General features: G+C 50.5%; 21 protein-coding genes. 7 read left to right on the top strand and 14 right to left on the bottom strand.

Annotation, left to right across the window (positions count from 1 at the left end; translation table 11 throughout):
• Positions 1-132: 132 nt before the first annotated feature.
• Positions 133-735, bottom strand: coding sequence for a hypothetical protein (locus ACFMKP_RS23370; protein ID WP_382295865.1), 603 nt, complete (start codon positions 733-735; stop codon positions 133-135).
• 328 nt (positions 736-1,063) lie between these two features.
• Between ACFMKP_RS23370 and ACFMKP_RS23365 the strand changes: the two genes are divergently transcribed.
• A complete protein-coding gene (locus tag ACFMKP_RS23365) occupies positions 1,064-2,026 on the top strand; it encodes a TerC family protein (protein WP_382295862.1) in 963 nt (320 codons plus the stop codon).
• Positions 2,027-2,078: 52 nt separating this feature from the next.
• Here ACFMKP_RS23365 and ACFMKP_RS23360 read toward each other — a convergent pair whose 3' ends face one another.
• Complete coding sequence (locus ACFMKP_RS23360) at positions 2,079-3,962, bottom strand: hypothetical protein (protein WP_382295860.1); 1,884 nt, start codon at positions 3,960-3,962, stop codon at positions 2,079-2,081.
• Between the two features lie 98 nt (positions 3,963-4,060).
• Here ACFMKP_RS23360 and ACFMKP_RS23355 point away from each other — a divergent pair, with 98 nt between their 5' ends.
• The gene (locus ACFMKP_RS23355; RefSeq protein ID WP_382295857.1) at positions 4,061-6,595 is read left to right on the top strand and encodes a CHAT domain-containing protein; all 2,535 of its coding nucleotides are present in this window, start codon (positions 4,061-4,063) and stop codon (positions 6,593-6,595) included.
• On the opposite strand, the gene ACFMKP_RS23350 is transcribed toward ACFMKP_RS23355, so the two are convergent.
• Together ACFMKP_RS23350 and ACFMKP_RS23345 are read right to left on the bottom strand one after the other, a co-directional pair.
• Positions 6,535-7,233: a hypothetical protein gene (locus tag ACFMKP_RS23350; protein WP_382295854.1), complete on the bottom strand. Its 699-nt coding sequence runs from the start codon at positions 7,231-7,233 to the stop codon at positions 6,535-6,537. The two genes, ACFMKP_RS23355 and ACFMKP_RS23350, sit on opposite strands and share 61 nt — an antisense overlap.
• A 62-nt stretch (positions 7,234-7,295) precedes the next feature.
• Complete coding sequence (locus ACFMKP_RS23345) at positions 7,296-7,901, bottom strand: RNA polymerase sigma factor (protein ID WP_382295852.1); 606 nt, start codon at positions 7,899-7,901, stop codon at positions 7,296-7,298.
• Positions 7,902-8,223: 322 nt separating this feature from the next.
• Here ACFMKP_RS23345 and ACFMKP_RS23340 point away from each other — a divergent pair, with 322 nt between their 5' ends.
• The 3 genes from ACFMKP_RS23340 (at position 8,224) to ACFMKP_RS23330 (ending at position 10,875) form a co-directional block, all read left to right on the top strand.
• Positions 8,224-8,691: a response regulator gene (locus tag ACFMKP_RS23340; protein ID WP_382295849.1), complete on the top strand. Its 468-nt coding sequence runs from the start codon at positions 8,224-8,226 to the stop codon at positions 8,689-8,691.
• A 57-nt stretch (positions 8,692-8,748) separates the two neighbouring features.
• Positions 8,749-10,254 (top strand): FAD-dependent oxidoreductase, encoded by a 1,506-nt coding sequence (locus ACFMKP_RS23335; protein WP_382295846.1) that lies wholly within the window; start codon positions 8,749-8,751, stop codon positions 10,252-10,254.
• A 201-nt stretch (positions 10,255-10,455) separates the two neighbouring features.
• Entirely contained in the window at positions 10,456-10,875 is a 420-nt protein-coding gene (locus ACFMKP_RS23330; RefSeq protein WP_382295843.1) for a hypothetical protein, read from the top strand.
• A gap of 209 nt (positions 10,876-11,084) precedes the next feature.
• On the opposite strand, the gene ACFMKP_RS23325 is transcribed toward ACFMKP_RS23330, so the two are convergent.
• On the bottom strand, positions 11,085-11,621 hold the full coding sequence (locus tag ACFMKP_RS23325; RefSeq protein ID WP_152976525.1) for an inorganic diphosphatase: 537 nt from the start codon (positions 11,619-11,621) through the stop codon (positions 11,085-11,087).
• 183 nt (positions 11,622-11,804) lie between these two features.
• On the opposite strand from ACFMKP_RS23325, the gene ACFMKP_RS23320 reads away from it, so the two are divergent.
• Entirely contained in the window at positions 11,805-13,232 is a 1,428-nt protein-coding gene (locus tag ACFMKP_RS23320) for a nitronate monooxygenase (RefSeq protein WP_382295840.1), read from the top strand.
• A 66-nt stretch (positions 13,233-13,298) separates the two neighbouring features.
• Here ACFMKP_RS23320 and ACFMKP_RS23315 read toward each other — a convergent pair whose 3' ends face one another.
• From ACFMKP_RS23315 to ACFMKP_RS23300, 4 genes are all read right to left on the bottom strand, one after another.
• Entirely contained in the window at positions 13,299-13,529 is a 231-nt protein-coding gene (locus ACFMKP_RS23315; protein ID WP_382295837.1) for a hypothetical protein, read from the bottom strand.
• A gap of 27 nt (positions 13,530-13,556) precedes the next feature.
• Complete coding sequence (locus ACFMKP_RS23310) at positions 13,557-13,838, bottom strand: hypothetical protein (protein ID WP_382295834.1); 282 nt, start codon at positions 13,836-13,838, stop codon at positions 13,557-13,559.
• A gap of 98 nt (positions 13,839-13,936) precedes the next feature.
• Positions 13,937-14,869, bottom strand: a complete 933-nt coding sequence (locus tag ACFMKP_RS23305) for a TIGR01777 family oxidoreductase (RefSeq protein ID WP_382295832.1) — start codon at positions 14,867-14,869, stop codon at positions 13,937-13,939.
• A 74-nt stretch (positions 14,870-14,943) separates the two neighbouring features.
• Positions 14,944-15,675, bottom strand: a complete 732-nt coding sequence (locus tag ACFMKP_RS23300; protein ID WP_382295829.1) for a MerR family transcriptional regulator — start codon at positions 15,673-15,675, stop codon at positions 14,944-14,946.
• Between the two features lie 186 nt (positions 15,676-15,861).
• Between ACFMKP_RS23300 and ACFMKP_RS23295 the strand changes: the two genes are divergently transcribed.
• Positions 15,862-18,099, top strand: coding sequence for an ATP-binding cassette domain-containing protein (locus ACFMKP_RS23295; RefSeq protein ID WP_382295826.1), 2,238 nt, complete (start codon positions 15,862-15,864; stop codon positions 18,097-18,099).
• 500 nt (positions 18,100-18,599) lie between these two features.
• On the opposite strand, the gene kdpC is transcribed toward ACFMKP_RS23295, so the two are convergent.
• From kdpC to kdpF, 5 genes are read right to left on the bottom strand one after another with little or no spacing between them, the layout of a single operon-like run.
• The gene (gene kdpC, locus ACFMKP_RS23290) at positions 18,600-19,178 is read right to left on the bottom strand and encodes a potassium-transporting ATPase subunit KdpC (protein ID WP_382295823.1); all 579 of its coding nucleotides are present in this window, start codon (positions 19,176-19,178) and stop codon (positions 18,600-18,602) included.
• Positions 19,178-19,441, bottom strand: a complete 264-nt coding sequence (locus tag ACFMKP_RS23285) for a hypothetical protein (RefSeq protein ID WP_382295820.1) — start codon at positions 19,439-19,441, stop codon at positions 19,178-19,180. The genes kdpC and ACFMKP_RS23285 overlap by 1 nt, the downstream gene beginning before the upstream one ends.
• A 10-nt stretch (positions 19,442-19,451) precedes the next feature.
• Positions 19,452-21,545 (bottom strand): potassium-transporting ATPase subunit KdpB, encoded by a 2,094-nt coding sequence (kdpB, locus tag ACFMKP_RS23280; protein WP_382295817.1) that lies wholly within the window; start codon positions 21,543-21,545, stop codon positions 19,452-19,454.
• A 10-nt stretch (positions 21,546-21,555) separates the two neighbouring features.
• A complete protein-coding gene (gene kdpA, locus ACFMKP_RS23275; RefSeq protein ID WP_382295814.1) occupies positions 21,556-23,295 on the bottom strand; it encodes a potassium-transporting ATPase subunit KdpA in 1,740 nt (579 codons plus the stop codon).
• Entirely contained in the window at positions 23,295-23,384 is a 90-nt protein-coding gene (gene kdpF, locus ACFMKP_RS23270; RefSeq protein WP_382295810.1) for a K(+)-transporting ATPase subunit F, read from the bottom strand. The genes kdpA and kdpF overlap by 1 nt, the downstream gene beginning before the upstream one ends.
• Between the last annotated feature and the right edge of the window lie 720 nt (positions 23,385-24,104).

Below are 24,104 nucleotides of genomic sequence, written 5' to 3'. Positions count from 1 at the left end.
CCGAACCAGGCCGTGAACGCGACACACACCGAGGCTACTGCAGCACCCGCTGTGGGAACGTAGGGGGATGCGTACCACTCCAAATAAACCCGCCACTGGGTGAAAAACTCAGTGGCGGGTTTGTGTTTTAGCTTAGTTGACAAGGATCAGCATTGAAGCTTGTTGATCAACGACTGTTTGCAAAGCTTCACGCACAATTCGCACACAAAACGTTGGTTCCGCTTCCGAAATCGTTAGGGGCATCAGTTCATGCAGCATTGCAATGCATTCTTGCGCTGTCCAATAGGCTATGCTACCACGTTCATGTGGTTCATATTCAAATGGCAATTGCTCTGAATTACGCTCAATTCCACGTCCTTCGAGCATAAACATCCACAATTTTTCAGATGCTGGTGAGCAATGGACTTCAAGCCATAGCCTACAGTCACGATAATGATAGCTTTTGATCCAACTTTCACTCGCCGATTTAAGGAATGCATAATTATTATCAAAATCAACGCAAAAAAACATCACAAAATTATCTACTAGGGCTGCTTGTTCGCTAGTTGTCGCGTGCAATGCTGCTACGCCATCGCGCTCAATTTGCTTAGCAAGATGCAATACATCGGCTGGAAACTCATCAGGATACTCTCCTTGCAGATCTTCAAACCAAACTACGAATAGTTCAATATGTTCAAGGATTAGCGCGCGTAGCCCTTCGGGCGGCACACAATAAAAGTGCAGTCGAATGCCCATTGTTTCTCCTCATAAATCAAACGGCTCCTACTATAGCATGGCAAGCTCAGATTCGATTAAGCCTTATGGCCGAGAATTGCTAAGCAAAATGCTCAACTAATATCACAATCCCCCTTGACAAATCCAAAAGTATTGATACTATATATCTATACGTTCCGTTGGGGAGTAGCCACCTGCATCAACAGGGTTTGCAATCGTCAATCCAGAAGCAATTTCTCGGTTGCAAACAATACGCACTGCGTAATTTGGTCAGACCAACATTGGCTTTGATTGCCGTGTTGGTTTTTTTGTGTCGACCAACCACGGCCTTGCAGGAGGCAATTTCACAATGGATACGATGGTTTGGATGTGGATTGGCTTTAACGTTTTTGTTTTGGCCATGCTGGCGCTCGATTTAGGCGTGTTTCATCGCTCAGCGCACGAGGTTTCAATCAAAGAAGCGACCTTGTGGAGTGTGGCCTGGATTGGCTTAGCAGCGCTTTTCAACCTCGGGATTTACCTCTTTTGGCAGCAGCTCGTTCCTACAAGTAGCTATACCAACGGCGAAGCAGCCCTCGCCTTTATGACCGGCTATCTGATTGAAAAATCGCTCAGTATCGACAACATTTTTGTGTTTGTGTTGGTGTTCGGCAGCTTTGCTGTGCCAGCCAAATATCAGCATCGCGTGTTGTTCTGGGGTGTGCTTGGAGCCTTGGTGATGCGCGGAGCCATGATTGGCGCTGGCGCGGCCTTGATTCGCGAATTCCACTGGATTATCTACATTTTCGGTGCGTTTCTGATTGTAACGGGCATCAAGATGGCATTGCATCAGGAGCAAACGCTTGATCCAAAGAACAATATTTTGGTGCGCAGCTTTCGCCGTTTGATGCCAGTAACTGATGAATACCATGAAGATAAATTCTTTGTGCGCAAAGCTGGCGTTTTGATGGCAACGCCGCTGTTTTTGGTGCTGTTGATGATTGAAGCGACCGACTTGATCTTTGCTGTCGATTCGATTCCGGCAATCTTTGCAGTGACCCAAGAGCCGTTTTTGGTCTATACCGCGAATGTATTTGCGATTTTGGGCTTGCGTTCGCTCTACTTTGTATTGGCTGGAATGGTGCACAAGTTCCATTATCTCAAGCTTGGTTTGGCCTTTGTGCTTAGCTTTGTGGGTGTCAAGATGCTCTTGGTCGAAACCGCATTCAAAATTCCTTCAGGACTTGCGTTGGGTGTGGTGGCCTCAATTATCGTTGTCGCAATTGGCGCTTCGTTGATTCGCGCGAAGCGTTTGGAAGCTGTCAAAAGCTAAACTCTGATTGTGCAAGGCCGTGGGTTTATTGCAAACCCACGGCCTTTTTGCGTTATTCAGCTAAAGCGTAGACCAAGCCTTGGCTGTAGTAGGTGCGTAAATCGACGGTCAATAAGCCTAATTCTGGGCTGGTGGCGACAATTGGCACCGCATTCCAGCCAGCGGTTGGATTGGCAGGATTGTAGACCAAAACAGTTGGGCCATTGCTACTGAATGCGCTTGGATCATAGCTCAATTGCGCGTACAGCGGTGGTTGGTTGCCAGACCAAGCTAATAAACGTTTATCGCGAATTAGATAGGGCTGAATTAACATTGGCCATTGTTTGATCGTGTAATTTTGGAGATTGTTCAGGTTGGTGCATAATGGCGCTGGTTGATATACGGCGATGGTTGTGCCAGTAATATCATCAGCAACTTGGGTTTGAAGATCGAGGCCAACCCCACCATCAGCAATTGGCGCATGAATTTCGGCAGTTGCTGGCCCAAAACCACCAGCAATTTGATACCAGGTAGCAATTGGTGTGTTGAAATCGGTGCTATAGGCATAAATATAATTGTGATAGCTAGCTAACCCAGCAATTTCATCGGCTCGTAATTGGAAGGTCGTGCCAAAACTGCCAGTGTTGCTAATATCAAGCCCTGCAATTGTGCGGCACTTGCCACCAGCAGGACAAAACGCTAAGTTTACTTTTTTACCATGAACGCCACATTCCTGGCCTTTAACCTCAATCGCATTAATTTGTGGCAATGTGCTGTTGGTATTGAGCATTGGCTTGATTTGTAAATTGGCAACCCAGCGCTGATTCACCAAGCTAAAGTCGTTTTTAGCGGCTAAGATATTTTGGTTTGGGTAGATTGAATAGACTGTTTTATTGTGCCAATCGCGGGCCAAAATTAGGGCGCGATCTTTGGCCGAGGTATCGATGCCCAACCAGGCTTCTTGCTTGTTGGCTTGCAGCGTCCCTTGATCAATAATCTGTTGCGGGCTGGCTAAATCGCCTTTGATGCTAAACCCGAGGGCTTGATTATCGTTGGCTCCATTGTATTCAACGATGCTGCTAGTGCCTTTTGCGCTACTGGGCATGAAATTGACAATTGCCGTGCCTTGGGGCTGCATAATGCTGGGCGTGCTGCTTGGCACTAAACCATAGAGCATTTCCACCGTTTTCCAATCATTCAGCCCATACATTAAATCTTGTGGCGTTTGATCGCAATGATACGCAGTGCGTGAGAAACCGCGCAAGTTGCTGGCGCTATAGTGATACGACATCAGGGAATTATGGTTTGTCCGATTGCGTGGCATCTCAGTACTAAGGTCGTTACTGGTTGAACTACAATAGGTATAATTGGCAGTGTTCAAATCGGGCGCATAGCCATCGTGCAGGCCCAAAATATGGTGGCCAAGCTCATGGCTGATCGTTTGGCTGCCAGAAACATCTGACCAGAGGCCACAACGGGCATTGATGCCGTTCCACAAGCGCCCAAGCATAATTGCGGCGGGCACAAAATGCACTTTGCCTGCTTGGGTGTTGACGGTACGGAGGCTATTTTCAAAGCCGCCCAAAAAAGCGGTTGGGCGATACTCGTTGCTGGCCAAAATCCGAATATCAGCGTCGTTCCAATGTTCGCCATTGGTATAGACCGAATATTGCTCGACCCAAACTTGGCCTTGGGTCGCTTGATACAAGGTTTTGCTGGTTTCTTGCAGCGCGGTTTCGAGCACATCTTGCATGGCTGTGTACGTAAGATCTTTGCATGTGCTGCCCTCAGTTGGGCGTAAAAGATCTTGTTGGCCTGGCTGCCATTCGAGTGAAACAATTAAATGAATGCTTTCAAAAGGGCTGCTCGCATTCGCAGCATGTGGTTGATTTGGGGTCATCAGCAGGGTCAAACATAAACTGCTGATGAGGACTAAGCTAAATTTGCGCCAAAACATACACTCAACTCCTTTAATTAATTCCGTAAAAAGAGCGTTACATCTGTTACATAGATAAAGACGGACGTGCGGCTAAATTCTTTCTGTAGGAGGTTGCTATGACTGCCCTCGATGCTGAGTTTGCGCATCGCGCACTCTTATTGGTGTTTGAACCGTTTGATCCTGAGCTGTGGCCGCTAATTGCTCCAGCCGCACCAAGCGTCGCCCAACTCCAAGCCGCTGGTTGGTTGCAAACGACCGCCGATGGCTGGCAGATTCCTGCTGAGCGCCGCGAACAACTCCAAGCTGAGCCAGCAGCATTGCGGGCTGCTTATCAGCAATTAATTGCTGCTGAATTGGCCCAAGCTGCGCAAAATCCTGCGCTGGCAACCCGTTTATTTGCCGATTTGCGAACCGTTGCCGAACTGCTGATTCGCCAAGCGCCGCATGAATTAGCCGATTTGGTCAAGCAAATTCCCACTGAATTAGCGCCAAGCACTGCTGATCGCCAGCTGTTGGAGTATTATCGTGGGCTTGCTGCTGGCCTGCGTGATCAATATGCAGAAGCATGTACGTTGCTCAGCCAATTATTGGCACAACCAGATCTTGAGCCGATGATTCGCGGACGCGCGCTGAACTCCGATGCAACCTTTGCCCGTTATAGCGGCAACTACGATCGGGCGTTGGCCAATTATCAGGCTAGTTTTGCACTTTGGGAAGCCCAGGCTGATCCGGTGCGTCAAGCCTATGTGCTGCTGAATGAAGGCAGTTTGCGCTACCATTTGCAAGAATATCGCGCTGCTGAACGCTGCTTGAATAGTAGTTTGGCGACCTTGCAAGCTCAAAATCTGCTCTACCCTCAGGCGTTGGTGCTGATCAATTTGGGCTTATTGGCCCGTGATCGTGGTAATTGGGCGCAATCGCTGAGCCACTTTGAGCAGGCCGAAGCCATTTTGCAAGCAGAAAATGCCACCGATTTTCTTGGCCGAATTGCCAATAATCTTGGCGAATTAGCCTTGTTGCAAGGCCAATATGCAGCAGCACGCCAGCATTTTGAGCAAGCCTTAGCTCAGATGAGCAGCCGCGTCTATCATATCGATGCCTATTTGAATTATGGCTTGGCCTGGCATGTCGAGGGCATGTTTGAACAAGCGGAAAGCGCCTATCGCCAAGCACTCGATTTGGTTGAAAGTGTTGAGCGTCAAGAAATTGCGGCCTTGGTATGGTTTCGCTTAGGCCAAGTTGCGGCAGCGCGTAACGATCATCATCAAGCTGAGCAGCATTATCTGCAAGCGATTGATTTGATTGAGGCAATGCGTGCGCCAATTTTGGCTGAAAGCCTGCAAATTAGCTTGATGGGGCGTTGGCAACAAGTCTACGAAGGCGCGATTGCGGCCTATTTGGCTCAAGATAAGCTTGAACAAGCCTTTTTGATGGCTGAAAAAGCGCGAGCACGGGCGCTCAACGATTTACTTGCCCGCAATGGCCAAACCAATCAAGCATTTGGCACGATTCCCAGCCTTAGCGATTTGCAACAGGGCTTGGCACAGGGCAGCCTGATGCTCGATTATATGACACTTGGCGCGGTTGGGCCGGAGGCCAGCCTCTTGGCGGCGTTACCAACGACGGCTAAGGCCTTGCGCAGTTTGTTAATTCAACCAGCAGCAACTTGGCTGTTTGCCATTACGACCGATGAAGTTCAAGCCTTCAATTGCCAGGTCGACCCAAATATTCTCTTGGCAACTTCACCGTTTCAGTGTGATGGGCGACGCTTTTTGCGCCCAGCGATTTTGCAACGTCTCGCCCAACGTCTCCTTGGCCCAGCCCAAAATTTCTTGCAACAGGCGCAGCATGTGCTGGTTGTGCCGCATGGCGCTTTGCATCATGTGCCGTGGAATGCACTTTTGCTGGGCGAGCTTGGGCTTGATCTGCCCACAACCACGATTCCCAGCGCTGCCAGTTATCTCCAATTAAGCCAACGCCAACCAAGCCAAGCCAGCGCGCCATGTGTGGCCTTGAGCTATGCGGGTGGGGTTGAGCCAGCCTTGGTGCATACTCATGCTGAGGCATCAGCAGCGGTAGCGGCACTTGGTGGCCAACATTATCCGCTGCCAGCGCCAAATATCGATCAGCAGCTGGGCGATTATCGAATTGTGCATATTGCCTGTCATGGCGTGTTTGTGCTTGACCAACCATTGGCCTCGTGGCTACAATTTGGCCCAAATCAGACAGTTTCGGCCTTGGATATTCTGACCAACTGGCAGTTGGATGCGGACTTGGTGGTGTTGAGTGCTTGTCAAAGTGGTGTGAGCGAAATTGTGCGTGGCGATGAGCCGTTTGGCTTGGTGCGGGCGTTTTTGGCGGTCGGGGCACGGGCGGTTTTGGTGACGCTCTGGCCAGTTGATGATGTGGCAAGTGCGGTCTTGATGCAGTTGTTTTATCAGGCCTTGCAAGCGGAATTTGAGCCAGCAGAAGCACTTCAGCATGCGATTCAACAGATTCGCAGCATGCCTGAAGCACAGGTAAGCATCCCGCTTGCGCCAAGCCAGCAGGGTGAATACCCGTTTGCCGATCCTCATTATTGGGCGGGCTATCAGTTGATTGGAGTTGGCAACTCGATTTCTAAAGTTAAGCCAGCAACATCAGCTGCTTGAACATCGCTAAAGACTGCTTCGCCCCAAACGTCGGTTTCGCTGCTTTGGCGGCCTGAGGCGGCGATCAAATGCACGCCAATCTGAGCCAAATCGGGCCATTCACGGTCGTGGAGTTGCACTTGCACCCGCACGCGGCAAACATTCGCTTCAGCAGGGTAAATTGCCAAATTGATCTCACGCAACGGTTGAATGCTTGGCGTGAAGGTCAATTGCAATGGCTGATTGGTTTCGCCGCGCAAGGCTGGCTGGACTGGTTGCAACGCGGTAAAGCCATCGAGCAAGCTTTGATTGAGGCTGATTTGGATATTTTTGCCAACCAAGGCTAGGGCTGCAGCAACCCGCTCGTACCAACTTGGCGCTTGCTGCAAAAAGCCTAAATCTGGGGCTGGCACTGGCAAATCGTTGTCGACAGCGGTAAAAGAGCGATCGAGGGCGGCGAAATATTCCGCGCAGCTCACGCAGGCATCTAAGTGTTGTTGGATGCTGGGTGGTAAGTATTGTTGGGCGATGCGCTGGTTGCGCTCAGTATAGATGGCCAGTTGATCGCAGCATGTGTCGCATGCGTGTTGATCAACTGGCGCGACCAAGGTTTGTACCAAATGCTGCATGGCATTCTGGCTCCAGTTTGCTTGATTCATAGAACGTTCCTACTACAACTAATCAGCGGCTTCAGCATGGAGACGCATGCAAGCGCCTCGACCTATCCTTCTTCGACAAATTCGCGCAAGCGGGCAATTAATGCAGGATCGCGGCGCAAGGCTGCCAAATTTTTGGCCCGAGTTACCTGAATGTGCGAGGCTAAAACAGGTTTTTGGGCTAATTCACTTTCGGTTTGGGCCAGCAGATCATCATTTTGCTCGCTGAAATAGCGCCCAACTACTACGCGGCGCGAACGGGCGCTGAGCGGCCCGGCATCAATGACCTCGGTTAAGATACCGCGCAGATCATCAAGTTGCAAGGTTTCGATTGGGGCGGCCCATGGCCCATGTTCAGCATCGGGCATGCTGGCACGGCGGCGATGTTCAGGGCGGCGTAGCTCGTCGAGCACCGTGCGGCGGACAATTTGCATACACCATTCGCGGAAGGTAGCTGGATTTTGGCATTGCCCAAGATTGCGATGAATTTTGATCAAGGCTTTTTGGGTGCAATCGGTGGTAATGGCATCGCCATCGGGGTAGGCGTGCAACATGGCGTAGGCCACGCGATACAGCATATGCCAAAGCGTTGTATAGGCCTCGTGTTGCGCGAGCGAATCGTGTTCAAAGCACGCCGTATAGAGGGCTGTGCTAGTCATAGTATCGTGCATCCAATCCTCCTAATAAACCTTGGTTGGGGTTGCGAGGCCTGTCTTGCTACGCATAAACCATTGGTTACGTTGCGAACCAAGCTTGCCTCTGCCCACCAGTGCTCCAATTTCACACCCAATCTCGAACGAGCGACCTAGCCTAAAAGTCCCCATTTTATCCTAGGCTCTTGATTTATTGCTGAGTTTCAGGCAAATTTAACCCCAAGGGATGAGATAGTAGTAGTAAAACTGCTACTTTGGGGGGATAGTGGCATCACCCATAATTATTATTTGTCTCGCTGATGCCATGCGATCGATAGCCAATCCATTCGGAGGTTCTCATATGGTAGGTGCTGCTCTTCGGCCAAAACCAACCAGCGTCGCTCCAACCCAGGCCAAAGTTATGGTGATTGAAGATAACGTTGATAGTATGAATTTGGCTTTGTTGCTGCTGCGTGAGCGGGTTCAAGTGGCCTATTGTAATGCTCGCGCCTCTGGCGATGCCTTTTTTAATTGGCTAAGTTCGCCGCAAGTTCAACAAAACCCCTCCTTAGGAATGCTCGACCTGATTTTACTGGATATTCGCATCCCGCGAGAGAATGGTTACATGGTGCTGCAAAAGTTACACGTCTTGCCCGATTTCAAGCGCACCAAAATTGTCGCGATGTCGGCCTATAGCAGCCGCGAAGATGTTGAAAAGATGCGCTTGGCTGGCTTTGATGGGTTTGTAGCGAAACCGGTCTCAGTTAAAACTTTTCCCGATTATATTGTGCGGATTTTGCGTGGCGAAACGATTTGGGATTTGTATTAAACCACACGCTGATTTCTCACGTAGCATAGCCTGTACGATCTAGCTGGGGAATTGGCGATGGATTATGATTTGATTGTGATTGGCGCAGGCATTGCAGGTTTGTCTGCCGCCGCCCTCTTAGCCAACGATGGCTACCGCGTGCTCGTGCTTGAGGCGCATATCGAGCCTGGTGGCTGTGCTTCTTCCTATCAACGCAAACGCCCCAATGGCGATCAGTATATTTTTGATGTTGGCGCAACCGTTTTTGCTGGTTTTCGGCCTGGCGGTGCGCATCATTGGCTTGGTCAAAAATTGGGCTTAAGCTGGCCAATTCAGCCTCTCAACCCAGCCATGGAGGTGTGGTTGCCCGATCTGCGGGTAACGCGTTGGGGCGATGAGCGTTGGCGTGCAGAGCGTCAGCGGCTTTGCCCAAGCCAAGCATGGGAAGCAGAGCAATTTTGGCGCGAGCAAGAACAGTTGGCCGAGATCGCTTGGCGTTTTGCTGGGCGTATGCCGCCGATGCCGCCTGAATCGCTGGCAGATTTGGGCCTCTTGGCGAGCACAATTCGGCCTGAAATGCTGCATTTGCTGCCAGCCCTACCACGCACAGTCAAACACGTTTTAGATCGACATAAGGTTGATGATCGGCGTATGCACGCTTTTATCGATGGTCAATTATTGATTAGCGCCCAAAGTAGCAATGCTGAATGCGCTTGGCTCTATGGCGCGGTTGCGCTCGATTTGGCGCGCATTGGCACCTACTACGTGGAAGGCGGCGCTTGGAATTTGGCCAGAACGCTTGAGCAAGCCTTGATCAAAGCCGGCGGCGAAATTCGCTATCGCCAAAAAGTTAGCCAAATTCAGACTGATCGCGGCCAAATTGTGGGCGTGATGACTGAACACGGCGAGCGTTTGCGGGCGCGGCATGTGATTGCTAATACAACCATGTGGGATTTGGCTGACTTACTTGATCAGCCGCCAAGTTGGCTGTTGCGTCGCAGGATTGAAGCAGTTCCGCAAGGTTGGGGGGCAACAACGCTCTATTTGGGCATCGACGAGGCGGCAATTCCCCAAGGTTTGGCTGAGCACCACCAAATTATTGCTGATTATGCTCAAGCGCTGGGCGAAGCCAATAGCGTCTTTATTTCGTTACACCCTGCCGCCGATCGTTCGCGTGCGCCGCAGGGCCAACGCGCTATGACTGTTTCAACTCATACTAATGTAAGTCGCTGGTGGCATTGGCGGCAAACTGATCCTGCACGTTATCGGGCTGAAAAAGAGGCGATGGCTGAGCGCATGCTCGATACGGTTGAACTGGCGCTGCCTACAATTCGCCAGCATCTTCGCTATCAACAAATTGGCACGCCAGTGTCGTTTGCGCGCTATACCCAACGCAAGCGGGGCATGGTTGGCGGTTTGCCGCAGTGGCGCTCAATTTCGGGCTTGTTGAGTTTAGGGCCGCAAGCTGCGAAGATTAATGGTTTATGGCTGGTGGGCGATAGTACGTTTCCTGGCCAAAGCACCGCGGCGGTGACCCAAAGTGCGATTCAGGTCTATCAGAAAATTCGGCGCTCAAGATCGTAGTTTAAGCTAGTGCAAGGTTCATTTCCTCACCCCAACCCCCTCTCCCACTGCACGCGGGTGAGGGGCTTCTTTCTATAGGTTTATAGTAATATTCGTAGAGAATCTCGTGTTCTTCGCATTTGCGTTCAAACAACTTCTAATCACTAAGTTCCTGATTGCTATCCTATAATGAATAGACGAAAGAAATTCTGGAGGTGATTGATGAATCAGGAGATTCTTGAGCAAACCTTGCGCACGATTCAGGCAGAGCATCCGGATGGTGACAAGGGGCTTATTGTGATGTGGGTGAGTCGGCTCATAGAAGATGCAGGGGAGGAGCGGTTGGCTGAGCGTCTCGATGAGGCGATTTCGCACACCTGGCCTTGGAAGGTAGTGGCGGTCTTGTACGAGATTCTGAGTTGGTGGACGAGTGATGAAGGCTCAGCCTTGTTGCGAACGACCGAGAGTTGGTTGCGCGAAGGAACGAATTTGCGGCGTATCCAAATTGCTCTTGCCCAAGATACCTATCCCTTTATTGAGGCTGCCGAGATGTATCAGGTGTTGGAAATGGTTGCCCAGCGCTTTCCAGAGGTTGCCGATCAGTGTGCTTATTTGATTAATAGTCGAAAGCGTAGAGACTAAGGTAGGGATGTACTTCCTAATATGAAATAGGTGATCTATCATAGATCGCCTATACTGTTGTGTAGAGACTAAGGTAGGGATGTACTTCCTAATATGAAAGTCTGCTATAGGGCTAATGCAAGCAGCTTTAAACAGAGTACGCAGGGCAAAATAAACCCTGCGTACTGCTCAATCCTGAACCCTAGCCCCTGAATCCTGATCCCGCAAACCTACTCAGGCTTGCGGAAATTATCGTTGTAGAGTTGAATTGAATCTTGGATTCGTTGCTTGGCGGCTTCGGCACCTTGCCATTCGCCAACTTCAACAGTTTTGTTTTCTAAGGCTTTGTATGAGGCAAAGAATTGGGTTACTTCTTTGATGAAGTGTGGCGGCACATCGCCCAAATCTTTGATATTGGCAAAGTAGGGGTCGTTGGCTGGAACGGCGAGAATTTTATCGTCGTTTTCGCCGCCGTCGATCATGCCAAACACGCCAACTGGGCGTGCTTCAATCAAGCAGCCAGGGAAGGTTGGGAAGTTGATCAGCAAAATCACATCTAATGGATCGCCATCATCGCAATAGGTTTGAGGAATTAAGCCATAATCGCCTGGATAATAGACGGCTGATGAAAGCACCCGATCAAGCTTGACCAAACCGGTATCTTTATCGATTTCATACTTATTGCGTGAGCCACGGGGAATTTCAATCACTACGTTAATAATTTCTGGCGCATCGTCGCCAAATGGCACATCATGCCAAATATTCACAGGGAATTCCTCCATACATGGGTTATCAAAACGGCGCAACTATACCACGTTTTAGGTTGTTTGCAATGCATTTGACGCACTGCATTGTAGAGAAATATGCCACAAGGGGCTATAATTCACTACGTTGTGGCTATTAGGATAGCATACAATCACGCAATAGCTTACTAAACATGGAGCAGCCTCATGCGTTTTCCCATTGTAATTCAAGGCGGCATGGGTGTCGCCGTATCTGATTGGCGGCTAGCCAAGGCCGTTGCAAGCGCAGGTCAACTTGGTGTAGTTTCTGGGACTGGGATCAATGTAGTGCTTGCTCGGCGTTTGCAAGAGGGCGATCATGATGGAGCGATGCGCCGAGCGCTAGCGCATTTTCCGATTGCTGGCTATGTCGAGCGCATTCTCGAACGCTATTTTATCGAAGGTGGCAAGCCTGCCGATCAGCCATATCGGGCTGTGCCGATGTATACTGCCGTCCCATCAAATGAATGGCAGATTTTGAATGTTGTGGCTTCGTTTGTCGAAGTGTGGTTGGCCAAGGAAGGCCACGAGGGCGTGGTTGGGATCAACTTGCTGGAAAAAGTGCAAATGCCCAATTTATCGGCCTTGTATGGCGCAATGTTGGCCAATGTTGATTATGTGCTGATGGGCGCGGGCATTCCGCGCGAAATCCCAGGCGTGCTTGATCAGTTTTCAGTTGGCGAGGCTGCTAGCCTGAATATTTACGTTGAGCAAGCTGGGGCTGACGATAAATTAGCTGTCCATTTTGATCCCAAGCAAATGTTTGATAATCCACCTGCTACGCTCAAGCGCCCAGCATTTTTGGCAATTATTGCCTCGAATACCTTGGCGATTGCTTTGGCCAAAAAAGCCACTGGCAAGGTCAATGGCTTTATCGTCGAAGGCCCAACGGCTGGGGGCCATAATGCGCCGCCACGCGGCCAACCAGTCTTTAACGAACGCGGCGAGCCAGTCTATGGTCAACGCGATGTGGTCGATTTGGTCAAATTGCAGGATTTAGGCTTGCCCTTCTGGATGGCTGGTTCGTATGGCTCGCCTGAGCGTTTGGCTGAAGCCTTGGCTAGTGGCGCGGTTGGCATTCAAGTTGGCACTGCATTTGCGCTCTCGAACGACTCAGGCTTTAGCCCTGAAATTCGTCAATCGCTTTTGCATGATATTGCCAACGATAGCCTGACGATTTTTACTGATGCCTTGGCTTCGCCAACCGGCTTTCCCTTCAAGGTGGCCGAGTTGAATACGACCCTCGCCTTAGAGCCGACCTACAAAGAACGCCCACGGATCTGTGATTTGGGCTATTTGCGGGTGGCCTACCCGCGCGAAGATGGCACGATGGGCTTTCGCTGCCCAGCTGAGCCAATCGATCAATACGTGAAAAAAGGCGGCGATATTAACGACACGACGGGCCGTAAATGCTTGTGCAATGCCTTGTTTGCCAACATTGGTATGCCCCAGCAACGCAAAGAGTATACCGAGCAACCCTTGGTGACTTTGGGTGATGATATTAAAACTGTCGCCGCCTTGCTCGAAATTCATCCGCAGGGCTTTAGCGCGGTTGATGTATTGGAATATTTGTTGGCAGCAGTGCCCCAACAATAGCGCAGCCTAGCTGAATAGATCGATTAAAAGCAGCAGCAATCATGGGCGATTACTGCTGCTTGATCGTTAAGCGGCCAATGTGAGGTCTGCCAAGGTAATGCGGCACGCCATGCCTTCTAAAACAGCAGTCATCGCCGCATCAGGCTTAATTTGATTGGTCAAGGTGGCAAATAGAAGATAGGCACAGGCACAGACTTGGGTATCTAACTCATTCGACAAGTGATCTTGGACGCTGATGCTCATGCTAATGGCATCGATTTTCAAAAATAAATCATCAAGCAATTCGTATACATTCATAACATACTCCTTTTTCACTCACTAAACTTAGGCACAACGAGTTAGGGTGGTGGCTGCAACCACCGACTTTTGGGTTGCAGCTAAGGCCTGAATCAAGCGTTGGTTGGCGGGAATTTGCTGACTGAGGCTTAATTGCATAATGTTGATCAACGCTTTGGCTTGACGCACTTGCTCAGCAGTGATGGTATTTTGCTCTTGCAGCATAGCCATTAACTGTTCTAATTCGCGAATTGCTGCTGCCAATGAGGCATGGGGATCGATAATTTCGGCCAATAATTGATTGAAGCGTACTTCTTGCTCTGGAGTCATTGCGTTTCCTCCGCTAAACCATCGAATCTGTCGCTACTGTATATAGATGCAGAAACAGGCTTTTTTTTGCATGCTGCAATCAAATTCAGCAAAATTGGCTAAATTGGGAATTTTATGAGGTTTGCTAATGCGTCAGGCCAGCTTGGATACTCAAAATGAAATCCATGCTCAAGCAAGCGTTGGGGAATCACATTGCGACTTTTGAGGACTAATTCGGCTTCGGTGCGCAGCATCCATGCGCCAATCTGCATCAGTGGGCTAGGGATAGGCATACCAAAACGCATGCCTAAGGCTTGGCGTAAATGCAGCATAAACTGATGATTTGGCAGTGGTTGGGGTGCACTGAGATTAATTGGCCCTGCTAGGTTTGGTTGTTCAATCAGCCACGCTATAGCACGCACCAGATCGTGGCTATGAATCCATGCGACATATTGTTGACCATTGCCGATTGTTCCACCGAAGCCAAATCGTGCTAAACGACAAAGAATATCGAACACACCACCATGATCGTGGCTCATCATCATGCTGGTGCGCAACATAATTTTGCGGGTCTGCGGAGTTTTGGCGGCAACTGCCGCATCCTCCCACGCTTTAACGAGATCAACATTAAACTGCCAACGCGCCGAGGCATGCATTTCATTCCCGCCAATTGTATGCTGGGCTTCGGTTTGTGGCTCACGGCTATGAGCATAAATAGCTGAACCGCTCGCTTGCAGCCAGAGCCGAGGTGGCTTTGAAAGCTGCGCAATTGCTTGCCCAAGCAAGCGTGTCGTCTCGATTCGCGAACGCCAAAGCTCGCTGCGATTGGCGGCGGTATAGCGGCAATTAACACTCTTGCCCGTCAGATTAATCAAAACATCGCTAGCTTCCAGTTGCTCGACCCATGGTCCAAGCTGAGCCGCATCCCAACTGATTGTTGTCTGCTTGCTTGTTGAACGTCCCATAATCTGTACGCTATGGCCTTGATTGCGCCAATAGCTGGTTAATAATTGCCCAATCTGACCGCTGCCACCAACAATCACAATCCGCATTGTCAATACCTCGTAAGGCTTAATAATAAATAAAACGTTTGTGCTATACTCTGCTTGATAATTTGAAGTAATAACTAAATAATTGGTAGTGGCGCTAGTGGAAGGTACGTCTTAATATAACTCACTAAGCTGGTGTTTGCTTGCAAACATTCCCAGCTTTGCTGGGCCAAGGCGGCGCGGCGGTGTTCGATGGCGGCAACTGCGCGTTGGGGTTGCTGCTGATCGAGAGTTGCTAAGGTGGTGCGAATCGAGCCAAAATCGGCGTTTGCTTGACGTAATAAAACAATAATGCGCAAACGGCGCAACTGCCGCTCATCGTAGTAGCGATATTTATTCGATTGCTGGCGAATTGGCTGCAACAGACCTTGTTGCTCCCAAAACCGCAAGGCCGAAATTGGCACGCCAACGGCTTTGGCCGCCTCGCCAACCAGAAGCCGTTGCTGCTGGCGCTGGCTGGGCGGCAATTGGTCGGCCACTGCTTTGAGCAAGCTCAGTGTCTGATCAAGCTGCTGGCGAATGCTATCGAGCTTGGCGTGATGCTGATTAATTAGATTAAACGCTGTTTGATGATCAGTCTGGTGGAGCGCCGCCATAATTGTTTGCGCAGCGCGCCAACCATAGCCATTGATCATGGACTGGGCAGTGTTTAGCGCAGCAATATGTTGCTGGGTATAACGGCGATAGCCATTCGGGCCACGTTCGACAGCAGGTAAAAAGCCCTCAGCTTCATAATTGCGCACTTGCTGAACACTGATATTAATCGCTCGCGCCAAATCAATGGTACGAAAATAACGCTCAACCTTCATGTTAAACCTTAATCTTGAACTTGAGGCTTTAATGGGAGATTTGAGTGTGAAAAGCGCCTAAAAAAGCCTAAAACTCACGAGACTTGCATCTATGTTCTAGAATAACTCTAGATCGTTTGGATAGCAAGTTGATTGCTCGTAACGATTCACATAGCGGCCAGAGATTTGTAGTTATCAAGGAGTCTGATGATGCAGGATCGAGCGTTTATTGAGGTGTATGGCGCACGCGAAAATAACCTCAAAAATATTTCCTTGAATATTCCTAAACAGCGGGTGACAGTATTTACCGGAGTCTCTGGTTCAGGGAAGTCGTCGTTGGTGTTTGATACGATTGCTGCCGAGGCCCAACGCCAACTCAATGAAACCTTTACCTTTTTTGTGCAGGGCTTTTTGCCCCATTATGGCCAGCCCGATGTTGAACGAATCGAACATCTCAACTCGCCAATTATCATTGACCAAAAGCGGGTTGGCGGCGGTTCGCGCTCAACGGTTGGCACCTACACCGATATTGCGGTGTTGTTACGCTTGCTCTTCTCGCGGGTTGGCAAGCCATATGTTGGGCCTGGCTATGCCTTTTCGTTCAACACACCGCAAGGCATGTGCCCAGAATGCGAGGGCATTGGCAAGACCGTGCAGCTTGATATGGATAAACTGCTCGACCGCAGCAAATCGCTGAATGAGGGTGCAATTTTGCATCCCGAGTTCAAGGTTGGCAAGATGATGTGGAAAATGTATCCGCTTTCGGGCTTGTTTGATAACGATAAACCAATTCGCGATTATAGCGAACAAGAGCTACAGGCCTTCTTGTATGGCGCAGATATTAAGGTTTCTTGGGGCGAATTTAGCTCAAAATACGAAGGCTTGATCGAACGCTTTGATCGGATGTATGTTAAAAAAGATGCTGCCGCGATGTCTGATCGCAATCGAGCTGTGTTTGAGCAATTCACAACCTCGCAAACCTGCCCGCTGTGCCATGGCCAGCGTTTGACCCAAGCCGCGCTGAATTGTCGGATTGCTGGGCGCAATATTGCCGAACTTTCCGATTTGGAAGCCACTGATTTAATGAGTTTCTTGGCCGATTTTACTGATCCGATTGGCGATCGGGTGGCGGCAAAGCTCTTGGAGCGCATTCAGCAGCTGGTTGATATTGGCTTGGGCTATTTGAGTCTGAGCCGCGAAACCGCCACGCTCTCTGGTGGAGAATCGCAGCGGGTCAAAATGATTCGCCATCTTGGCAATAGCTTGACTGAAATGCTCTACATTCTCGATGAGCCAAGCGTGGGCTTGCATGCGCGCGATGTGGCGCGGCTCAATCGCTTGCTGCAACAACTGCGTGATAAAGGCAATACCGTGCTGGTGGTTGAGCATGATCCCGATGTGATTGCGATTGCCGACCATATTGTCGATATTGGGCCACGGGCGGGCGTGCACGGCGGCGAAGTTGTGTTCGAGGGCAGTTTTGCCGATCTCAAACGCTCAAATACCTTGACTGGTAGGTATTTGCAACAGGACGTACCAACCAAACAGCATTCGCGCACGCCAACTGGCTATTTGCCAATTGTGAATGCAAATTTGCATAACCTCAAAAATGTCAATGTTAATATTCCGACTGGTGTGTTGACCGTGGTGACTGGCGTGGCTGGCTCTGGCAAAAGCACCTTGATTAACGAAGTCTTTTTGAGCCAACATCCGAATGCAATTGTGATCGATCAATCCAAAGTTACCGCCAATAGCCGTTCTGCGCCAGCGACCTACACTGGCATTATGGATGATATTCGTCAGACTTTTGCTAAAGCCAACGGTGTGAGTGCCTCGTTATTCAGTTTCAATTCAACAGGCAGTTGCGATAATTGTAATGGCTTGGGCTTGGTGTATACCGATTTAGCCTTTATGGAAGGGATTTCGTCAACTTGTGAAATTTGCGAAGGCAAACGCTTCAAAGCAGAAGTGCTCGAATATCAGCTGCGGGGCAAATCGATCAGCGATGTGCTTGATATGACCGCCGAGGAAGCGCTGGAATTCTTCAGCGAAAAGAAGATCAAGCCGGTGCTGCAAGCCATGAATGATGTTGGTTTGAGCTATTTGAAGCTTGGCCAACCGCTCAGCACAATCTCTGGTGGCGAAGGCCAGCGGCTCAAATTGGCAACCGAATTACATAAAAAGGGCAGCGTTTATGTGATGGATGAGCCAACAACTGGCTTGCACCGTTCGGATATTGGCCTGCTGATGCAGATTATCGATAGCTTGGTTGATGCTAAGAATACGGTGATTCTGATCGAACATCACTTGGATATTATTCGCCAAGCAGATTGGATTATCGATATTGGGCCTGATGGTGGCAGTGCTGGTGGCGAAATTATTTTTGAAGGCCCACCGTTGGCCTTGAAAGATTGCAATCGCAGCATCACCGCCCAGTTTATCTAGTTATAGGTTCCCTCACCCCAACCCCTCTCCCACGCGGCGGGCGAGGGGCTTTTGATTTGGTAGATTCGCCAAAAATCGTTATGCAACCACAGTCTTTCGCTAGCCATCTCCCCTCGCCCGCGTTTAGTGGGAGAGGGGGCTGGCTTCCAAGAGTAGGTTATAGGTTCCCTCACCCCAACCCCTCTCCCACGCGGCGGGCGAGGGGCTTTAATACGATGGTTCTTTCGTCATTCTGTGGTGAAAAACGGTCAGCTCCCCCTTACCTGCGTTTTTGTAGGAGAGGGGGCTGGCTTCCAAGAGTAGGTTATAGGTTCCCTCACCCCAACCCCTCTCCCACGTGGCGGGCGAGGGGCTTTAACGCCGTGGTTCTTGCGCAATGCATCGATAAAAACTGGTGCTCCCCTCGCCCGCGTTCAGTGGGAGAGGGGGCTGGGGGGTGAGGGAACGTTTAAATACCACACTGGATTAACAACCTACCTTGTAGGTATCGGATGAGGTTCTCAATTGATAGCCTTGATTTGATCAAGCGCCATGTTCAATTGCAACACATTGACCCGTGGCTCGCCCAAAATCCCAAGCGTTGGTTGGCTGGTATGTTGAGCCACCAATTGTTGCACTTGGCTTGGCGTTAGGCCTCGTGCCGTGGCGACCCGCTGCACTTGATAGCTAGCCGCAGCAGGCGAGATTTCAGGGTCTAGCCCGCTGGCCGAGGCCGTAACCAAATCGACCGGAATTGGCAATGAGTTATTTGGATCCGCGGCCTTGAGCGCATCAATGCGAGCTTGAACCGCTTCGGCCAAGCTTGGATTGAGCGGGCCGTAGTTCGAGCCGCTGGAAGCCGCTGCGTTGTAGGGCACTGGGCCGGTTGCTGAAAGACGACCCCAAAAATAACCAGCTTGGTCAAATTGTTGGCCGATTAAGGCTGAGCCACGTTGTGTGCCTGCTTGCTCAATCAAGCTACCATTGGCTTGGCTCGGAAACGCCACTTGGGCAATTACTGTCACCAACGCTGGATAGATAATCCCGGTCAAAACGCTAAAGATGATTGCGGCCAAAGCTGGCCGAAGAAATGTACGCATTATTGGTTTTCCTCGTCGCTAATCCAACGATAATTAATTGCTTGCTGATCGCGTCGAACGTATTGCAAATGGCCGTGGGCTGGCGTGGCCGAATGCTGCCACGCCCAGCTGCTGATTGCTGCATAACCCACGATCAAAACAGCGATTGATAATGTGATAGTTAGAATTTGGCTCAAGCCTTGAATGTGAATTTCGCCAATGCTCAATATGATGCCAGCACAAATCAGATCGAGCCAAATGTGCGATTCTTGCTGCCGTTGCATATATTCGCTCCTAGACAAGGCCCAAGCCCACTAAAAGCAGATCGATCAGTTTGATGCCAATGAAGGGCACAATCAAGCCGCCAAGCCCGTAGATCAGCAAGTTGCTGCGTAAGGCTTGAGCTGCGGCAACCGCCCGATAGCGCACTCCGCGCAAGGCCAGCGGAATCAGAAACACAATAATTAAGGCATTGAAAATCACCGCCGAGATAATGGCGCTTTCTGGCGAAGCCAAGCCCATAATGTTGAGTTTATTCAACACTGGATAGGTGCTGGCAAACGCCGCCGGAATAATCGCAAAATATTTGGCAATATCGTTGGCAATTGAAAAGGTGGTCAACGCGCCACGAGTCATCAACAATTGCTTGCCAATCTCAACAACTTCGATCAACTTGGTCGGGTTTGAATCGAGATCAACCATATTGCCAGCTTCTTTGGCGGCGTTGGTGCCAGTATTCATCGCCATGGCTACGTCTGCTTGTGCCAAGGCTGGTGCGTCGTTGGTGCCATCGCCAGTCATTGCCACCAAGCGCCCGCCAGCTTGATATTCACGAATTAGGCTCAGCTTGGCTTCTGGTGTGGCCTCAGCCAAAAAGTCATCAACACCTGCTTCGGCAGCGATTGCGGCGGCAGTCAAGGGATTATCGCCAGTGATCATGACGGTTTTGATGCCCATGCGGCGTAGTTCGCCGAAGCGCTCTTTCATGCCACCCTTGACAATATCCTTGAGTTGGATAACGCCCAAGGCACGCTTGCCATCGGCGACGACCAACGGCGTACCGCCAGCGCGGGCAATCGTTTCAACATTGGCGCGCACATCGCTTGGCAAGATCGATTGTTGTTCGCGCAAATACCGCTCGATGGCATCAACCGCGCCTTTACGAATTTGGCGACCTGCGATGTTGATGCCGCTCATGCGGGTTTGGGCGGTGAAGGCCACAAATTCTGCATCTAATTCGGCAGCTTGGCGCTCACCAATCTGGTAGTGTTCGTTGGCAAGCAGCACAATCGAACGGCCTTCTGGCGTTTCGTCGGCCAGCGAAGCCAGTTGGGCTGCATCGGCCAATTCGCGAATATCCACACCTGCTGCTGGCAAAAAGTTGGTAGCTTGGCGATTGCCCAAGGTGATTGTGCCAGTTTTATCCAACAGCAAGACATCAACATCGCCCGCTGCTTCGACTGCCCGCCCCGACATGGCGATTACATTGGCTTGAATCATGCGATCCATGCCTGCGATGCCAATCGCCGAGAGCAAACCGCCAATCGTGGTCGGAATCAAACAGACCAACAAGGCGACCAAGGCAGTGACCGTAATTGGCAAGGCTTGACTGCTTGGATCAAGCGCTTTGACCGCTGCGACGCTATAAATTGAGAAGGGCAAAAGCGTTGCGGTTGCCATCAAAAAGATGATGGTTAATGCGGTCAGCAAAATGTTGAGCGCAATTTCGTTGGGTGTTTTTTGGCGTTTTGCGCCTTCGACCATCGCAATCATGCGGTCGAGGAAAGTTTCGCCTGGATTGGCGCTAATTTGCACCACCAGCCAATCGGAAAGCACCCGCGTGCCGCCAGTTACCGCCGAGCGATCGCCGCCGCTTTCGCGAATGACCGGAGCGCTTTCGCCAGTGATTGCGCTTTCGTCGACCGTCGCCACGCCTTCGATCACATCGCCATCGCCTGCAATCGTTTCGCCAGCGCTGACCAAAATGTAATCGCCTTTGCGCAAGGCACTCGCTGCCACAGTTGTTTGCTTGCTGGTGCGTTGCGCAGAGCTTAATTTAACTGCCTGCACATCGCGGCGTGATTGACGTAATGTGTCGGCTTGGGCTTTGCCGCGACCTTCGGCCATGGCCTCGGCAAAATTGGCAAACAGTAAGGTTAACCAGAGCCAGCCAGCAATTGCCAAGCTAAAGTTGGGCGATGCTTCGCCGCCAGCAATTAATGCGTGCAGCCATAAACCAGTCGTGAAAATCGCCCCCACAAAGACCACAAACATCACCGGATTGCGCACTTGCAAGCGTGGATCGAACTTGAGTACGGCGGCTTTGAGCGCTGGCCCAACAATCGCCCGATCAAACAACGAGCGGTTTTTAGGAAGTGTATGATTCATCGTTCTTGCCTTATAAACTCATCAATAAATGTTCAACGATCGGGCCAAGCGCCAAGGCGGGAATAAACGTCAGCGCTCCAACAATCAACACCACGCCAATCAACAAGCCAACAAACAAGGGCGTATGGGTTGGCAAGGTGCCAGCGCTTTGCGGAATCAGCTTTTTATTGGCCAACCCACCAGCAATCGCCAAGGTCGGCACAATCAGCCAGAAGCGCGAGACGAGCATAGCGATGCCAAGCCATGTGTTGTAGAACGGCGTGTTTGCTCCCAGGCCTGCGAAGGCGCTGCCATTGTTGTTGGCGGCAGAAGTTGCGGCATACAGCACTTCGCTAAATCCATGCGCGCCGCTATTGAACACAGTAGCTTTGCCAGCATCGCTGCTCACGGCAATCGCGGTTATCAACAAAGTTGTGACACACGGAATTAAGATAATCAGCGCGGCCATTTTCATCTCAAAGGCTTCGATTTTCTTGCCCAAATATTCAGGCGTGCGGCCAACCATCAAGCCAGCCACAAACACCGTGATGATTGCAAAAATCAGCATGCCATACAGGCCAGAGCCAACCCCGCCAAAAACCACCTCGCCAAGCTGCATCAAAACCATTGGCGCTAAACCACCAAGCGGCGTGTACGAATCGTGCATCGAATTGACCGAGCCATTGGAGGCGGCGGTAGTGACGGTCGCCCACAAGGCCGAATTGACGATGCCAAAGCGAGTTTCTTTGCCTTCCATATTGCCGCCCGCTTGCAGCGCCGAAGCGTTGTCGTCAACGCCGAGCTTTTGATAGAGCGGATTGCCAGCTTGTTCAGCGCCAACAGCCAGCGCCGTAAACCCAAGCAAAATAATCGTCATGGTGGCGAGAATTGCCCAGCCTTGGCGTTTATCGCCAACCATAATGCCGAAGGTGTAACAGAGCGCCGCTGGAATCAAAACAATGCTCAACAGTTCGAACAAGTTGCTGAGCGGCGTAGGATTTTCCAAGGGATGCGCCGAATTAACATTGAAAAAGCCACCGCCATTCGTGCCAAGTTGTTTGATGGCAATTTGCGAAGCGGCTGGGCCAAGCGCAATCGTTTGTTGGCTGATGGTTTGGCCATCGGCGTTGACAATTGGCTGAAGCAACTCAACCGTTTGCGAAGCATTGAACGTTTGAACCACGCCTTGCGACACCAAAACCAGCGAGAGCGTCAGCGCTAATGGCAACAAAATATAGAGCGTTGATCGCGTCAAATCGACCCAGAAATTGCCAATCGTGCTGCTCGAACGGCGCGTAATGCCACGAATCATGCCAATCAACACGGCCATGCCAGTGGCTGCTGAAACAAAATTCTGCACCGTCAGGCCCAGCATTTGGGTCAAATAACTCATCGTCATTTCGCCAGCATAGCCCTGCCAATTGGTGTTGCTCACAAAACTGGCAGCAGTATTGAAGGCCGAATCGGCGCTAATTGCTGGCAGTTGTTGCGGATTGAGCGGCAGCCAAGCTTGTATGCGTTGCAAGCCATAGAGCAGCAGCAAGCCTAATCCATTGAATCCGAGCAAGGCCACGGCGTAGTGTTTCCAGTTCATTTCGGTTTTTGCGTCGATGCCCAAGAGCCGATAGATCAAGCGCTCGATTGGGCCAAAAAACCGTTGCATAGGCGGCGTTTCGCCGTAAACCTTGGCCATATAGCGGCCCAATGGGATGACACAAGCCAAAAGCACCAGCAAAAAGCTGCCAATTTGAATGATGATATTGCTGATCATTAAAACACCTCGGGCTGCATCAACGCCCAAAAGAGATACATTACTAAACCAAGCGTTACGAGAGCCGCAATTAAATACAAGGTGCTCATTGCTTACTCCCCAAGGCGGCACACAGCCGCACAATTGCCCATGTCAAGAGCACAAATACTCCAATTAATCCCAGAAACCAAACATCCATAATGAACCTCAATCAAACGTGATTAACCTAGAACTATTCAACCAGAAAAGACCTCAAGCAGGCATCAAGATTGATCAAAACCAGATCAAGAAAGTATCAAGATGAATTCAAAAGGCAGAAGGCAAAAATCAGAAGGATGAAGGATGAATGTAAAAGGCAGAAGGCAAAAAGAACAAAGAGCATAGAACATAACCAAATTATGAAGGATGAGGGATGAAGGATGAAGGATGAAATCAAAAGGCAAAAGGATGAAGGCAAAAGAACAAAGAGCATAGAACATAACCAAATTATGAAGGATGAGGGATGAAGGATGAATGGCAAAAGTCAGAAGGAGAAATCAAAAGCAAAGGCAAAAGGAACTAGATTTTAACGCAGCGGCGCAGAGACCATGTGGCTATGGGCTATGTTTAATGGTTCATTAGGTTAACCACGGCTTGATCCCCTCACCCCAACCCCTCTCCCACGTGGCGGGCGAGGGGCTTTCATCCTGTGGTTCTGCCGCATGGCGTGGTGCACATGGGTGCTCCCCCCCCGCTCCCCACGTGGCGGGCGAGGGACTTTCATCCTGTGGTTCTGCCGCACGGCGTGGTGCACATGGGTGCTCCCCCTCGCCCGCGTTCTCGTGGGAGAG

This window comes from Herpetosiphon sp. NSE202, assembly GCF_042688385.1.
In the GTDB taxonomy this organism is placed as follows: domain Bacteria; phylum Chloroflexota; class Chloroflexia; order Chloroflexales; family Herpetosiphonaceae; genus Herpetosiphon.
Note: the sequence above shows the minus strand (reverse complement) of the source record. Positions and strands in the feature narration are given on the sequence as shown.